Source organism: Erysipelothrix sp. HDW6C (genome assembly GCF_011299615.1).
GTDB lineage: Bacteria > Bacillota_I > Bacilli_A > Erysipelotrichales > Erysipelotrichaceae > Erysipelothrix.
Genome location: NZ_CP049861.1, coordinates 235,753 through 251,116 on the forward strand (window position 1 = coordinate 235,753; position 15,364 = coordinate 251,116).

The following is a 15,364-nucleotide window of genomic DNA, read 5'->3' on the forward strand; positions in this document are numbered from 1 at the left end:
AAGTATTACACATCTTCATTTTCTAATATATCGTACATTTCAATGATTTCTTCCCTACTAATCTTTGCTGCTCTTGCGAGTACAAGAATCGCTTCAAGTTTCTCTTGTATTTCACTGAGGTACGATTCCTTGAGGACCTCGTGTTTCTGGTCGGCAACATAACTTCCCTTACCGGGAACCGTGACAATAAATCCATCGCGTTCCAACTCCTCATAGACACGTTTCGTAGTAATGACACTGATTCGCAATTCTTTAGCAAGGAGTCGGATGGATGGTAAAAGTTCGCCCTGTCTAAGTTCCTTGGCGATTATCTTTTCTTTGAGTTGACTCGCAATTTGTTCATAAATTGGTTTGTCGCTATTGTTACGAATGTATAAGTCCATGTGTCACCTCTGTATATACTCAATATATACAGTATGTACAGATTTGTCAATATAAAGATCTTATAATCGTCAAATAAATCCACAAATGGACTCTACGTAAAAAAAGGCCTACTGCTTTTATTCGGAAGCAGTAGGCTTTTTGAGATTGGTGTTCTTACTTCGGAAGGCGAATCGTTACTGTGATTCGATCGGTATCAATCGAGATATCAACTTGTCCATTGAGCAAGTTTGTTAGATCCTTAATTAAATAGACGCCATTATGACCAATATCTTCACCATCATAATAAATGGTACTGAATACGCTGTTACTTTGTTTAATTCGTGCAACGTGTTCTCGTGTTGTTTCATTACTAATGGTCAAGATGACACTGTCATGATCCCCATTTAAGTCAATGGAAGCCACACTTCCATCGTTGGCATATTTACTCACATTCGTTATGAGATTATGAATAAGAAGTTTCAAGATTACTTGGTTGATTTCCATAGGAATGGTTTCATCAGACTCCAAATCGAGTATGATTGACTTCCTAAGAAAATCTTGTCCGAAATGACTCAAAATATCTTGGACTACCACCACTAAATCTATGGTGTCTTTTCGGGTTGCGAATTCATGAGCCTCGTTTCCCATGAGTTCGATAACGTCGTTGATATCACTCAACGCTTCACTGCTCGCCTGTATCGCCTCTCCCATCAGTTGTTTTGATTCTGTGGGTGTAAGCTTCGCAAACTTTCGCAACAGCTCGCTATTCAGCATTAGAACGCGATGAATAGGTGACTTCAAGTCGTGAACAAATCCCCGTGCAAGGGTCACTGTCATGTCTAGGTATGCAGAGTTTATTAAAAACTCTTTCTCTAATTCAGTATACTCAAGATTTACTTCGTCAACTTTTCTCCCCAGTCGTGTCGATACCGTTGCGAGTCGGTGGTTTATCTCCATTGGTCCCGACTCTACCTCATCAAACTTTAGTTGTTCAAGACTGTCAATTGACTGTTCGATGTGATCAATGGGTACAACAAAACGTTTGTAAAAGTAATAAACTGTTATTAGCAGGATTAGAAACGACACAGCAGTTGCAATACCTTGTGACCAACGAAATGCAGAGAAATTTAAGTTTTCCGGTTGTTGGAATATGGTCAGATGGAGATTCACATCATCGATTGCTTTGTCGATTTCAACTAATAAGGGAGCACTGGTCAAACGTGCTTTTCCAGAGTCATACACAATCTCTGTGCCACGACTGATTGTAACATGATAATTCGCACGTTCGGAGAGATCGTTTAGATGGCTTCGACGACTCTCATTATCCATCCCAATTGATTGGATAACTTCAGCTTCAACCGATTTAACAAAATCAACTTCATAACGTGCATACTCATTTGGAAAATTAACAGTTTTACCCAGTATGTGGAGCACACTTAGTGCATAAGATACAACCAATACAAAAAGGATAATCGAATGTTGAATTCTACCCTTTTTACTCATTCCACTTGTAACCAACACCACGGATTGATGCTATAGAAAAAGTCTTTAGCTTCATTCTTAGATTCTTTACGTGTACATCAATAATGCGCTCATTCATGCCGTCGTTGCAATCATTAGGCCATGCAGCCGTTAGAATTTCATTTCGGGATACAACTTTAGATTTATTGCGCAATAGTGTTTCCAAAATTCCAAATTCAATAGGTGTGCAATCAATGGTAGTGTCTTCCTTTGTTACGATGCGAGTATCTAAGTCCACAATAATGTTCTCTTTCTTCGATACGAGACGCTGTTTATGTTGTGCAACTTTTGGTATATCATTCAAAAATAAATTTTCAATATACTTTACGATCACTGAGAAATCGCGCGTTTTATCCAAGTACAAATCAATGTGCAAATCAATGGCTGCCAACTCTGTTTCCGCGGATGGATTTCCTGTTAATATCGCTGTACGAATATAGGGATCAATATTTTTCGCAGTTGAAATGAGGCGAATTCCATCAATATCTTCTAAGTTTAAATCTGAGAGGATGAGGTCATAGCTGTAAATTGCAACTTTCTCAATTGCTTCGAGCGCGTTGAATGATGTATCAACGTCATACCCACTTTCTCGTAGCCGGCGAGTAATGTATTCATTGTATTCAGGATTGTCTTCAATATATAATATACGGTTCATATCGCACCTCCATTTTTCTTTGTTTATTATCTCACAATGTTCCAATTCAACACATGGTTCATGTGAAGATTTATGTACTTTATGCATTAAAAGTACATAAATCTGTACAGAAGACCCTTAATCTTAATTTAAGGCACAAAAAAGAGCAGAAATTTCTGCTCTTAGTTACTTTTTCGAATCACATCAACTTTGTTGATGAGGTACTCTTGAAGCTCCATACATGTATCTTTATTCATGGCAGGTACACCTTCGAGAGGGTATTCTTTACCAATCGTTTCATACTTATTAACACCCATTGTATGGTAAGGTAACAACTCAATGCGCTCAATATTATTTAATGGCGCAATATAATCTGCTAATTCATTCATATATTGGTAGTTGTCATGGAAACCAGGCACAATAACCACACGAATCCAAATTGGAACATTGTGAGCTTGTGCTTTCTCAAGAAATTGTTGTGTCACACGTAATGGTGCACTGGTCATTTCACGGTATTTTTTTTCTTCAAGACCCTTTATGTCGTAAAGAATCGTGTCAGTGACACTGAGGATATCATCAAATGTATCAACACGTCCGAATCCGGATGTATCAAGACATGTGCTAATGCCTTCAGCCTTACACGCTTTCATCGCTTCATATAGAAACTCGGGTTGATTTAATGGTTCGCCACCGCAGAACGTCACACCCCCATCTTTTCCATAATAAGGTTTGTAACGCTTGAGTTTATCGACTAACGCTTCTACCGTGATTTCATCCGCTGGATCTGTTCGCCACATATCTGGATTGTGACAGAATAGACAGCGAAGGGGACAGCCCGATAAGAACGCAATCGTTCTTATCCCTGGACCATCCACCATTCCCATTGATTCTAATTTGCGAACATAACCTGTTCTAGATTGTTTCATGGAAGGTACGGCTGATAACTTCTTCTTGTTGCTCTGTCGATAGACGGTTGAAGTTAACGGCATAACCTGAGACACGAATTGTTAATTGTGGGTATTTTTCAGGGTGCTTCATAGCATCTTGTAATAACTCACGGTTTAAGACGTTAACATTTAAGTGGTGAGCTTTTTGGTTAAAGTAACCATTCATAACACCTACCAAGTTGTTAACACGTTCGTCTTCGCTCTTACCAAGAACTTGAGGAACGATTGAGAATGTGTTTGAAACACCATCTTCACAAACTTCTGCATAAGGAATCTTAGCAACTGAGTTAAGTGAAGCAAGTGCTCCGGAGCTGTCGCGTCCGTGCATTGGGTTAGCACCTGGTGCGAATGGTTCTCCAGCAACACGTCCATCAGGTGTAGCACCTGTTTTCTTACCATAAACAACATTTGATGTAATTGTAAGAATTGAAAGTGTATGTTTAGCACCACGGATTAATGGGTGTGTCTTGAGTAATTCTGAGAAACGTTCAACTAAATCAACAGCGATTTGGTCAACACGGTCATCATCGTTACCATATTTTGGATAGTCGCCTTCAACCTTGAAGTCTACAGCTAATCCTTCTTCATTACGAATTGGTGACACTTTCGCATATTTAATAGCTGATAATGAGTCAGCAACAACTGAAAGTCCAGCAATACCGAATGCCATCAAACGTTGTACGTTTGTGTCATGAAGTGCCATTTGGCTCTTTTCGTATGCATATTTATCGTGCATGTAGTGAATAATGTTCATTGTATCAACATAAACGCGTGCTACTTCTTGCAAGACTTTGTCATATTCAACCATGACTTTGTCGAAATCAAGAACATCGTCGTTCATTGCAGGTACATTTTCGATTACTTTAATTCCCTTAACTTCGTCACGACCTTCGTTAATTGTGTAAAGAAGTGCCTTTGCTAAGTTTGTACGTGCTCCAAAGTATTGCATTTGTTTACCGATTTGCATAGCTGAAACACAGCAAGCAATTCCGTAGTCATCGCCAAATCCTGGACGCATGATATCGTCATTTTCATATTGGATAGCACCTGTTTCGATTGACATTTTCGCACAGTAACGTTTGAAGCCAATTGGCATGTCATCTGACCAAAGAACAGTCATGTTTGGTTCTGGTGCAGGTCCTAAGTTTGTAAGTGTATGTAAGTAACGGAATGAGTTCTTTGTTACAAGTGTGCGTCCGTCATCGCCCATACCACCGATTGATTCTGTAACCCATGTTGGGTCTCCAGCGAATAAATCATCGTATTCTGGTGTACGTAAGTGACGTACTAAACGGAGTTTCATGATGAATTGATCAATGTAAGCTTGTGCTTCATTTTCGTCAATTAATCCAGCTTTAAGATCGCGTTCAATATAGATGTCTAAGAATGATGAAGTACGTCCTAGTGACATAGCAGCACCGTTGTTTTCTTTAACAGCTGCAAGGTATGCGAAGTATGTCCATTGGATTGCTTCTTTTGCATTTGTAGCTGGAACTGAAATATCGAAACCATATTTTGAAGCCATTGATGTGATTGCTGCTAATGCGCGAATTTGCTCATTAACTTCTTCACGTTGTTGGATTCCATCTGCATTGATTGTCGTCAATCCTGCTAAGTCTTTTTTCTTTTCGTCAACTAAGAATGCTGTACCGTAAAGTGCAACACGACGGTAATCACCAATAATACGTCCACGTCCGTAAGCATCTGGAAGACCTGTTAAAAGTCCTGTTGTACGGTATTTACGGATTTCAGGAGTATAAGCGTCAAATACACCAGCATTATGAGTTTTGGTATATGTATGCCAGAAGTGGCTTGTTTGATCATCTAATTTACGTCCATAGATATCCAAGATGTTATCTACCAAACGAATACCACCATAAGGGTTGATAATACGTTTTAATGGCGCATCTGTTTGAAGTCCCACGATTTCTTCATCTTCTTTGATGATGTATCCTGGAGCAAAGTTATCGATTCCTGACATTTCATTCATTTCAATATCAAGAACACGAACTTTAACTTCCTCTTTAAGTAGTTCTAAGCAACGTTTCCAAAGACGGTCTGTTGAGTCCGCAAGTGGTGCTAAGAATTTGTCATCACCTTCATAAGGTGTAACGTTTAGTTGGATAAAATCACGTACGTCGATTTTATCTTGCCATTGTCCTTTTTTAAATCCATTCCATGCATTTGTCATTTTGTAAGCATCTCCTTTGCTGTTTTACATTCTCATTTTACCACTCTGTTCGCTCAAGTTTTACGATGACGTAACTATTTTTTATCATTTCTCAAATTATGATAATTTCCCTTCAAAATCACAGGGTTTTCCAACACACTTGAGAAATGTGTGCGCGTTTTCACATTGTTTTGTGACTTACATTGGATAAACCCCTTACATAGCCGATATTCTGTTATTTGTGCAATATACTTGTTAAGTGGTTTCACAAAGTTTATGATGGAATAGGCGATTGTAAGAAAGCGCTTTTTCTTATATAATAATGGCATACGAAATGGAGGGACATCGCATGGACTTTAATCCAACGGAATACCTAAAGAAATACATCCCTGTTATTGATTTCCTAGCAGAGCTTTTAGGAAAGAACTCGGAAATCGTCTTACATGACTTAACCAACCTGGATTCATCGGTTCTCGCTATTCGCAATAACTACATTACCAAACGTGAGGTTGGGGCTCCAGCAACCGATTATGTACTGAGAGCATTAAAAACAGGGATTAATGAGGGCTTAGATTATACAGTCGGCTATCGTGAGATCGCCAACCGTGATCATAAGCAGTTAAAATCTGCCTCGTTTTACTTACGTAAAGATAACGAACTTTTAGGGATGATATGCGTTAATACTGATGAGTCCATCTTTAAGGAACTTAACAGTACAATTGATACAATGGAATTACTCTTGAGAACCTATCGTCAAAATCAAACGGAAGAACATTCGGTCATCCCCGAAACATTCTCACGTTCAATTGAGGAAATGGCTGAGAATACAGTTCTCGAACTCTCTGTTTCCAAAGGAATTCCTGTTGATAAATTCAAACAAGAAGATAAATTCGAAACGATTGAAGTGCTTTATGACAGTGGCTTCTTCTTACTCAAAGGGGCAGTTCCGGAGATTGCAAGAATGCTTAAGATTTCTGAACCAACAGTCTATCGTTACCTACAAAACGTCAAAGCAAAAGATAATTAATGAGAAAACCAGCCAATTGGCTGGTTTTTTAGTTTTGTTCTTTCTTTTGCAAGAGCACTGCGAATACTACAATTAATCCTTTGAAGGCCTCACGCAAGAAGGGTGGTACACCCAAGAGATTCAGAAGGTTGTTCATAACCGCAATAATCAATGTACCCAAAACAGTTCCGGCTATCGAACCACGACCGCCCGACATGCTTGTACCCCCAACAATTACTGCAGCAATTGCATCCATTTCATAACCACTTCCAGCGTTGGCAAAGTCCATTGAACCAATACGCGCAACTTGAAGTACGGATGCAATCGCAACGAGGAATCCAATCAATGTATAAATACCGATGCGAACACGGTCAACATTGATACCCGATAGTTTCGCAGCACGTTGGTTTGATCCAATTGCAAAGATGCGACGACCAAATCGAGTTTTCTTTGCGACATACGCCAGAATGAGCGCTGCAATAATCCAGTAAATTATTGGTAATAAATAACGGCCACCAATTTTGTAATTGGCAATGTTGAGAAATCCTGCCGGTACGGTTGGCGTGACCGATTGCATAAAGTGTTGCGTAACACTACGGAATATTTTCATTGTTCCCAATGTTGCGATAAATGGCGGAATTTTTCCTTTAGATATGAGCAAACCCGTCCCAGTCCCCAGTAAGATCCCCATCGCCAACGCGACAATGATTCCGATAATATAGGCAGGTAAACCTGTGATTCCTATCGATGTAAGAATTCCTGTTGCACTTCCATCGATGAAGAGCATCAATACTGCACTGATGGCAACAAGCATTGAACCAACCGAAAGCTCAATACCCCCAGAAATGATAACAAAAGTCATTCCCAAGGCAATAATACCCACACTGGCATTATTACGAAGAATGTTGAGCATATTGTTAACCCATGCATCGAGCCATGCCATAAATGATGGATAGTTAAACCCCAGTGCTGCTGTTTGCAAGGCAATCATCACCAAAAGTGCGATACCGGTACTAAATACAGGATTCTCAGACCACATGTGTTTGATGTTCTCAAAATTAAATTTCTTTTTAATTGCTTCCATTGATGTCACTTCCTTCTTCATCTTTTCCACCTGTTGCTAGGTGCATAATACTGTGTTCATTCATCTGTTCATGGTCAAGTTCGCCTTGAATGACCCCATGATACATAACCAATGTACGATCACAAGTACGAATAATTTCCTGTGGTTCATTTGACAGGAGAATAATAGCAACACCACTATCCGCCAGCTTATGAATAATGTCGTATATTTCTTCTTTCGATCCAACATCAACCCCTTGCGTTGGATTATCAAGAATCAATATCTTAGGATTTGTAAGAAGCCATTTAGAGAGTACTACTTTTTGTTGATTCCCTCCCGACAGACTGTTTATAGAGTCTGTTGGCTTACCCATTTTTATATGTAATTCTTCACGTTTCTGGTTGAATGCTTCTAATATGCCCTTCATATCGAGTTGTCCGAATGCATTGCTGTAAGCATCAAACGAGGCGAGCGTTCCATTTTCTAAAATGTCCATATCACGAATAATGGCATTTTCTTTTCGGTTACGCGGAACATATCCAATACCGAGTTCCATCGCAGCTGTGATGGAATTGATGGTTACTGGTTTTCCTGATACTTTAATTGTTCCACTTTGATAAGGAATGTCACCAAACACGGATAAGAATAACTCACTTCTTCCATCACCCAAAAGTCCAGTAACGCCCATGACTTCACCCGTTCTAACCTGAAGGTCAACGTTTTTATACAATGTTTCATGTGTTAATTGATTGAGTTCAAGGACAACTTCTCCAGAATTGCGTTCACGTACGATGACTTCGGATCGCACATCATGCCCAACCATGTGTCGCGCCAACTCTTTTGTATTGGTATTCGCTACACGGTCTGATGCAACCATGTTTCCATTACGCAAGACAGTATAGCAATCACAGATTTCCATGATTTCTTCAAGCTTATGCGAAATAAAGATGATTCCTACACCTTCGTTTCGAAGTTTCTTCATCATACTGAAAACGCGTTCGATTTCTGGTCCCGTTAGGGATGTTGTTGGTTCATCCATAATGATGTACTTAGCATCCATTAAGAGCGCACGAGAGATTTCCACAATTTGTTTGTACGATGCGTCCAATGTTGCAACATGGACACATGGATCAAGTTCGAGATCCATTTTCGCAAAAATTTCGCGTGTCTTCTCAATCATCGTTTTCGTATCGGGTACAAAACGATTTTTCATAATTTCATTTCCCAAGAAGAGATTCTCATAGACCGCAAGATCATTAACAAGATTCAATTCTTGATGAATGAAAGCAATCCCTGAACTCAATGAATCAACAGGGCTCTCAAAATTAACAGCGTGATTATTAATCATAATCTCCCCTTCATCCATGGGGAGTACTCCACCGAGTATATTCATCAATGTAGATTTCCCAGCGCCATTTTCACCCAACAAGGCTAAAATCTCACCATCTTTGATTGTTAAATCAACATTTGATAATACACGGTTGGCACCGAATGATTTTGATATATTCTTCATTTCTATCATCGTTGTCACATCCTTCCAATTAGGAAAAGGGAGCAAGCACTCTTGCTCCCTTACTTAACCATTAATATGGTGAATTCGCATCCAAGAAATCTTGGTAGTTTTCACGGTCAACAATTTGTGTTTCAATAACACGTACTTTTTCAGGAGTTTTACCTTCTAAGAGTTCAAGTGCAACGTCTACAGCATCTTTAACCATTGTTGGGCTATACAATGCTGATGAAATCCAAATGTTTGTGTTTTCTGGCATCATCTTGAAGTATTCTTGACTTCCACCACCACCGGTGATGGCTTTAATATCTGTACGGCCTGCTTCGGAAATTGCTTGAAGCGCACCGATTGATGTTTCATCGTCCATTGAGAATACAGCATCAATTTTGCTATTTGCAGTTAAGATATCTGACATATCTGTAAGTCCTGCTTCGCGTGTAAATTGTGTCGCATACGTTACAAGATTTAATTCTGGAGCAATCTTAGCGATTGTTTCCTCAAATCCTTTTTTACGTAATTGCGCAACAGATCCTGATGTTGGAACATCCAAAATAACAACGGTTCCTTCTTTACCGATTTTATCCACAATGTATTCAGCACCTTTAACACCCATTTGTTCGTTATCACCCGTTACACGGTAGATATCATCACCATTGATTTCAATGTCGAAGTTAACAATTTTAATGCCTTCTTCTGCAGCCTGATTAATTGGAACTTCCATACCTTCCCATTGTGGGAACGCTACAATCGCTTGAGCTCCCCATGTTTTAAGATCATCGAGTTGTGTTGTCATTTCCGCAGCATTGTTACTTGTATAAATCTTGTATTCAACTTTATCTGAAAGTTCTTTTGCGCGTGCTTCAGCATTTGTCGCAACAGCCGCTACCCAACCGTGTGTTACGGATGGTGCAAGAATACCAATTTTATATTTCTCACCTTCTGCAGGTTTCTCGCTTGATCCACAAGCGACTAATACGAAAGCCATTGCAAGTACTACTAATGATTTGAAAGTCTTTTTCATAATTCCTCCTAGAATTGTTTATTCTTTGATCATTAATTCCAATTGCTCTAATACATTTATGACTTGTTGCTCTGAAACATACGGTGTCTCTTGGTTTGCAACGATGCAATCAATGAAATGTTCCAACTCAGTGTGGTACATCCCAATATCTGAAACGTTGATTCCCGTCTCTGCCGCGTCCTCTTGCGACGAAGATACAAACACTTCGATGTCTCCTTGTGCAGGATAGCCAATGACACGTTCTCCATCATTCACCAATAACCCGTTTTCAAAGTAAACGCGCCAACGTGCGGTGAACGGAATCTGTGCATTAAACCATGCTGCTTCAGCGACTACATTGAGTCCATGATAAGTGTAGTTGAATCGATACTGTTCTTCATACTGACCATTTCCACTGCTTGTGGTAAAACTAAATCCTTCTGGTCGGCCAAACAAACTGATCATCAAATCCAAATCATGGATGTGTAAATCATATGGCAACAATCCTCCCTTCTTCTTATCGAACATCCAACCATTACTCCAACGCGGCACTTCCGATAAGCGTTCAAAGACAGCATCCAAGGGTTTTCCATAGCGCTCGTCTTTTACAAAATCGCGAAGTACTTTCGTTGCATCCATAAATTGCACGACGTGAGCGACATACAAGTGACATGCATTATCGCGTGCAATATCAAATAACCGCGCCGCCTCACGACTGCTTAGCGACAAGGGTTTTTCACAAATAACATCAATACCTTTGGTGAGCACTGACTTGCACAATTCATAATGTGTAAATGTTGGAGTGCAAATATCAAACAAATCCACATTGTGATTTAAAATTGCCTCATCAACGGTACTGTAGACTGGCACATTCCATTCTGCCGCACGGTTACGGTCATTATCTGATGTCCCAACCACTGCCATAACATTGGCAGCCTTTATTTCTTGGTAGCACATGTAATGGACATTTCCCATACCACCTGCGCCAACGATTACAATATTAACCATGGATATCACATCCTAACTTTTCTAAAGTATCTTTTGAGTCGCGAAGCGCCTGATTGACTTCATCAATATCTTTGGGTCCCGCTTGTGTAAACTCGATTTCAATACTGATTGGAATTATCCGGTCCGATGAATCCAAGAGTTCAAATATACGCTTAAAGTCTAGCGTTCCTTTCCCAATAGCAGGGAAGTTCCACTCTTGTTTTGCACCATCTTTATCTTTCAAATGTACATAGCTGATATCATCAACAACCGATTCCAAATCTTCATACATATCACCCTCACCATAAAAGATGGCATTTGCGGTGTCGTATGCAATTCCCACGCGTGGATTATCAAGGGGATCAATGATCTCTTGAATCCGTTTTCCAGTTCCATGATCACCATGTACCTCAATCGTTAATTGAAGGTCAAGGAGATTAAGATAGGGTATGACTTTTTGAATGTTTTGACGGAGTTGATCATCACTCGCATGATTCGCATCCTCTAGATGTGCTTCTCCGACCGACGTTACGATGTACTTACTGTCAAAGAAGTGTGCAAGATGCATGTTATCAATGAAATCGCCCAACCGCGTCGGATCCATTAGATTGGTGTGACCACTCATTCCCACAACATTTAAACCCAACCGTGCAATCTCTTGTTTAATTGCCACAAGTTCATGCATGCTCATTGTTCGGTGGACATGCTCTGTCCACCCATCCGTTGCGGTGAGTTCGATGTTATGGTAGCCAATTTCGGCAATGTTATCGAGTGCCTCTTGAAGTGAGAAACCATGATAGGTATTCGTATTAACAGCAATCGGGCGTTTATTCATGAATTGTCACCCATTGTTTTGTTTTGTTACTTTCCAATGTAGCCTCAACAAGTTTCATGAGATAGTGACCCTCGTTAAAGTCCACAATCGAATCCGATTGGTACACATCATTCTGGATGGTTTTATAAAATTCATGAATTGAATTCTTGAATGCATCTGCCCAACCCACTGCATGACCGTTAGGTAAAGAAATAAAATCACTCAGACTACGATCAACATACTTGGGATCAGCATACAGCATCTCATTCCCACCCAATCGGTTACCAACAATAAGACGATCGGCCATTTCTTGTTTCCACGTTAGGGAAGACTTTGATCCACTAACAACAATCTCTAAACCATTTTTGTAACCACCTGTTACTTGGGATAAGACAATACTTACCTGAGCTCCATTATCCAAGCGAGCAATAATCATTGCCGCATCTTCATTGACAACATCAACGGCCTTTGCCTCACCCACATATTCTTGACTGAATGTCTCGCCACGTTGTTCACGCTGGAATCGCTGTGGATAAACCGTAACCAAGTTCGCAAATACTTCTTTTATTTTGGAGTTTGTCACAAATTGAACGATATCAAATACATGGGTTCCGATATCGGCAACAGTCCGTGAAGGACCAACCATTTTCGGTAAGAAATGCCAATCATAATCCGTATCAAACATAAGCCAATCTTGAATATACTCACTTTGAATCATCAAAACGTTACCAATTTGCTCGTTTTGGATACGATGACGCATTTCACGCACCATCACATTGCTTCGATAATTGAGATTCACTGCATGATGAACCTGTTTGTCTTTCGCAATTCGAACCAAATCTTCAGACTCGTGTGCTGTCAGTGACAGTGGTTTTTCACAGAATACGTTGACACCACGCTCAAGGGCTAATTTCGCCATTGGATAGTGCAAGAAGTTTGGTGTGCAGATGTGGACAACATCAATTTCTAAATTGTCCAACAGCTCCTCCATTGAAGTAAAAGCATGCTCAATACCATACTCTTGCGCAAACGCAGCAATTTTAGTTGCATCGGCATCCACCACAGCCACAACGCCTGTATTAGGCAGACGACGAATCGCCTCATAGTGCTGTTTACCAATAAAACCCGTTCCAACGATGGCTGCTTTCATTGTTTTATGCTGTTTCATGTTGTGTCAATCTCCTTTTTACAGTAAATATAGACTTATTTACACTTTGCATTTAAATAGTAACCCCTTTCATAACAAAAAGTCAATAAATTTCTGCATTATTTATGTAATTTGATAATTATTTATCACAATTGTAATGTTTTCTTACGTAAAAAATTGATTTTGAACTTTCTCATGATATAATTCACATATCCTAGAACGGATTTGGAGGACATCATGGATATTGACAAAACACTAAAACCAACCATAGAAGATGTCGCGATGCGCGCTGGCGTATCCATTGCGACCGTCTCTCGTGTAATTAACGGGAAAGATCGCGTGAAGCCAGAAACAAAGCAGCGTGTCCACGATGCCATCAAAGAATTAGGCTTTGAAATACGCAAAGGTGAACTGCTTTCTGATAACGAAAGCAAAACAATCTTAGTTTGTGTTACGGAAATGAGTAACCCATTTAATGTCCCTGTTCTTGATGGTATTCAAGAAACAGCAGCAAACAATGGCTATGACATCTTATTTCTACAAACAAAGAATCAATATACAACATATGCAGACTACGAGGCATTTCTGAAGTCACAAAACTATGCCGGGATTATCTTTTTGTCCTCAATCACTCAAGAAAGATACACCCCGATTGTGGATGTTTTGCGTCACAAATCGCCGCTCGTTTTTTGTTCAGAGTATATCGGTGATGAAAGCGTAAGTTATGTATGTATCGATGATGAGGAAGCCATGCGCAAGTCAGCGTCATACATGCTTTCTTTAGGTCGCAAAAACATCGCATTCATCAACTCAAGCCTTAAACTCAACTACGCACGACTTCGTGAAAAAGGATTTCGAGCTGTTATGAGCGAGCACAACGTGCCCGTTAACGAACAACTCGTCACCCATTTATCAGCTGTCGATTTTCAACTTGCCTACTCAAATATTCTCCATATCCTGAATCAGAAGGATAAACCCGATGGCATTATTTGCGTCTCAGACGTTTACGCTATCGCAGCATTAAAAGCATGTCGCAAAAAAGGATTACGTGTTCCTGAAGATTGCGCCATCATCGGTTTCGATAACATTGAGATATCAACAATGGTCGATCCACCCCTAACAACAATCGAACAACCTAATTATCAACTGGGAAGCCAGGCGTGTGAGCTCTTAATCGAGCGTATTATTACACCCGGTATTCCTGCGAAACAAATTTATTTAGAAACTGAGTTGATTGTGAGAGAATCGACTCCCATGACCATTAAGGAGAACTAGATTATGAAATTTGGCATTAACAGTGCAATATTGGGTCATTACGAATTTGAACCCATGATTGATTTTGCACAAGAAGTCGGCTATGAATGTGTCGAAGTCTGTTGCTGGCCTCGTGGCAAAGCAGAACGTCGTTATGCAGGTGTATCACACATTGATGTCGCTACATTGACTCACGAATCTGCAAAAACAATTTTAGCTTATTGTGCAGCGCGAAATATTGATATTTCTGCTCTTGCGTATTATCCGAATGTTCTCGATGCCGACGTCACTGTTCGTGAAACAAGCATCAATCATTTAAAGAAAGTAATCGATGCAGCTGTCTTACTCGATGTTGCAACGGTAACATCATTTATTGGACGCAATCATCATGAATCATTAAGCGCAAACTTGGATTCGTTTGTCCCTGTTTGGAATGACATCATGACTTACGCAGAAGAGAGAAACATTAAAATCGCGATTGAGAACTGTCCCATGTTATTCACAGAAGACGAATGGCCTGGGGGAAAGAATTTGTTTACAAGTCCTGCCGTTTGGCGAGAGGTCTTCAAACGTGTCCCCAGCCCAAACCTTGGTATCAATTACGACCCCTCACATTTTGTTTGGCAACATATTGACTATATTAAACCAATCTACGAGTTCAAGGACAAAATATTCCACGTTCACTTCAAAGATATCACTATTCATCAAGACAAACTCAATGATGTTGGTATTATGGCAACACCCCTTGAATACATGAGTCCTAAATTACCAGGATTGGGAGACATTAAGTGGGATGATTTCGCATCCGCATTGTATGGTATTGGATATGATGGATATGCTTGTGTTGAAGTTGAAGATAAAGCATTTGAACACAACAACGAAGCAATTGACAAGTCTGTTATCCTGTCTTACAAATATTTACGACAATTCATTATTTAGACCCAAAAA

Annotated in this window: 14 protein-coding genes; 3 read left to right on the forward strand and 11 right to left on the reverse strand. The window is 39.9% G+C overall.

Annotation, left to right across the window (positions count from 1 at the left end; genetic code table 11):
• Nucleotides 1–5 precede the first annotated feature (5 nt).
• From G7062_RS01190 to pflB, 5 genes are all read right to left on the reverse strand, one after another.
• Entirely contained in the window at nt 6–383 is a 378-nt protein-coding gene (locus G7062_RS01190) for a GntR family transcriptional regulator (protein WP_166064095.1), read from the reverse strand.
• Between the two features lie 154 nt (nt 384–537).
• Entirely contained in the window at nt 538–1,866 is a 1,329-nt protein-coding gene (locus G7062_RS01195; RefSeq protein WP_166064096.1) for an ATP-binding protein, read from the reverse strand.
• Nucleotides 1,859–2,539, reverse strand: a complete 681-nt coding sequence (locus G7062_RS01200) for a response regulator transcription factor (RefSeq protein WP_166064097.1) — start codon at nt 2,537–2,539, stop codon at nt 1,859–1,861. The genes G7062_RS01195 and G7062_RS01200 overlap by 8 nt, the downstream gene beginning before the upstream one ends.
• Nucleotides 2,540–2,700: 161 nt before the next feature.
• Nucleotides 2,701–3,444, reverse strand: a complete 744-nt coding sequence (gene pflA / locus G7062_RS01205; protein ID WP_166064098.1) for a pyruvate formate-lyase-activating protein — start codon at nt 3,442–3,444, stop codon at nt 2,701–2,703.
• Nucleotides 3,431–5,656 (reverse strand): formate C-acetyltransferase, encoded by a 2,226-nt coding sequence (pflB, locus tag G7062_RS01210; RefSeq protein ID WP_166064099.1) that lies wholly within the window; start codon nt 5,654–5,656, stop codon nt 3,431–3,433. The genes pflA and pflB overlap by 14 nt, the downstream gene beginning before the upstream one ends.
• A gap of 328 nt (nt 5,657–5,984) precedes the next feature.
• Here pflB and G7062_RS01215 point away from each other — a divergent pair, with 328 nt between their 5' ends.
• On the forward strand, nt 5,985–6,662 hold the full coding sequence (locus G7062_RS01215) for a transcriptional regulator (protein WP_166064100.1): 678 nt from the start codon (nt 5,985–5,987) through the stop codon (nt 6,660–6,662).
• 28 nt (nt 6,663–6,690) lie between these two features.
• Here G7062_RS01215 and G7062_RS01220 read toward each other — a convergent pair whose 3' ends face one another.
• The 6 genes from G7062_RS01220 to G7062_RS01245 all read right to left on the reverse strand — a co-directional run bounded on the left by G7062_RS01220 (nt 6,691) and on the right by G7062_RS01245 (nt 13,183).
• Nucleotides 6,691–7,746 (reverse strand): ABC transporter permease, encoded by a 1,056-nt coding sequence (locus tag G7062_RS01220; protein WP_205700140.1) that lies wholly within the window; start codon nt 7,744–7,746, stop codon nt 6,691–6,693.
• Nucleotides 7,712–9,226, reverse strand: coding sequence for a sugar ABC transporter ATP-binding protein (locus G7062_RS01225; protein ID WP_166064101.1), 1,515 nt, complete (start codon nt 9,224–9,226; stop codon nt 7,712–7,714). The genes G7062_RS01220 and G7062_RS01225 overlap by 35 nt, the downstream gene beginning before the upstream one ends.
• 61 nt (nt 9,227–9,287) lie before the next feature.
• Entirely contained in the window at nt 9,288–10,235 is a 948-nt protein-coding gene (locus G7062_RS01230; RefSeq protein WP_166064102.1) for an ABC transporter substrate-binding protein, read from the reverse strand.
• Nucleotides 10,236–10,253: 18 nt separating this feature from the next.
• Nucleotides 10,254–11,222, reverse strand: a complete 969-nt coding sequence (locus tag G7062_RS01235) for a Gfo/Idh/MocA family protein (protein WP_166064103.1) — start codon at nt 11,220–11,222, stop codon at nt 10,254–10,256.
• On the reverse strand, nt 11,215–12,036 hold the full coding sequence (locus G7062_RS01240) for a sugar phosphate isomerase/epimerase (protein WP_166064104.1): 822 nt from the start codon (nt 12,034–12,036) through the stop codon (nt 11,215–11,217). Before G7062_RS01240 ends, G7062_RS01235 begins: the two co-directional genes overlap by 8 nt.
• Nucleotides 12,029–13,183, reverse strand: a complete 1,155-nt coding sequence (locus G7062_RS01245; RefSeq protein ID WP_166064105.1) for a Gfo/Idh/MocA family protein — start codon at nt 13,181–13,183, stop codon at nt 12,029–12,031. The genes G7062_RS01240 and G7062_RS01245 overlap by 8 nt, the downstream gene beginning before the upstream one ends.
• Before the next feature lie 216 nt (nt 13,184–13,399).
• Between G7062_RS01245 and G7062_RS01250 the strand changes: the two genes are divergently transcribed.
• Nucleotides 13,400–14,437 (forward strand): LacI family DNA-binding transcriptional regulator, encoded by a 1,038-nt coding sequence (locus G7062_RS01250; protein ID WP_166064106.1) that lies wholly within the window; start codon nt 13,400–13,402, stop codon nt 14,435–14,437.
• Between the two features lie 3 nt (nt 14,438–14,440).
• The gene (locus tag G7062_RS01255) at nt 14,441–15,355 is read left to right on the forward strand and encodes a sugar phosphate isomerase/epimerase (RefSeq protein WP_166064107.1); all 915 of its coding nucleotides are present in this window, start codon (nt 14,441–14,443) and stop codon (nt 15,353–15,355) included.
• Nucleotides 15,356–15,364 lie beyond the last annotated feature (9 nt).

Coding starts and splice junctions, on each gene's coding strand:
- G7062_RS01190 (WP_166064095.1), bottom strand. CDS start 383: ATGGACTTATACATTCGTAACAATAGCGACAAACCAATTTATGAACAA.
- G7062_RS01195 (WP_166064096.1), bottom strand. CDS start 1,866: ATGAGTAAAAAGGGTAGAATTCAACATTCGATTATCCTTTTTGTATTG.
- G7062_RS01200 (WP_166064097.1), bottom strand. CDS start 2,539: ATGAACCGTATATTATATATTGAAGACAATCCTGAATACAATGAATAC.
- pflA (WP_166064098.1), bottom strand. CDS start 3,444: ATGAAACAATCTAGAACAGGTTATGTTCGCAAATTAGAATCAATGGGA.
- pflB (WP_166064099.1), bottom strand. CDS start 5,656: ATGACAAATGCATGGAATGGATTTAAAAAAGGACAATGGCAAGATAAA.
- G7062_RS01215 (WP_166064100.1), top strand. CDS start 5,985: ATGGACTTTAATCCAACGGAATACCTAAAGAAATACATCCCTGTTATT.
- G7062_RS01220 (WP_205700140.1), bottom strand. CDS start 7,746: ATGAAGAAGGAAGTGACATCAATGGAAGCAATTAAAAAGAAATTTAAT.
- G7062_RS01225 (WP_166064101.1), bottom strand. CDS start 9,226: ATGATAGAAATGAAGAATATATCAAAATCATTCGGTGCCAACCGTGTA.
- G7062_RS01230 (WP_166064102.1), bottom strand. CDS start 10,235: ATGAAAAAGACTTTCAAATCATTAGTAGTACTTGCAATGGCTTTCGTA.
- G7062_RS01235 (WP_166064103.1), bottom strand. CDS start 11,222: ATGGTTAATATTGTAATCGTTGGCGCAGGTGGTATGGGAAATGTCCAT.
- G7062_RS01240 (WP_166064104.1), bottom strand. CDS start 12,036: ATGAATAAACGCCCGATTGCTGTTAATACGAATACCTATCATGGTTTC.
- G7062_RS01245 (WP_166064105.1), bottom strand. CDS start 13,183: ATGAAACAGCATAAAACAATGAAAGCAGCCATCGTTGGAACGGGTTTT.
- G7062_RS01250 (WP_166064106.1), top strand. CDS start 13,400: ATGGATATTGACAAAACACTAAAACCAACCATAGAAGATGTCGCGATG.
- G7062_RS01255 (WP_166064107.1), top strand. CDS start 14,441: ATGAAATTTGGCATTAACAGTGCAATATTGGGTCATTACGAATTTGAA.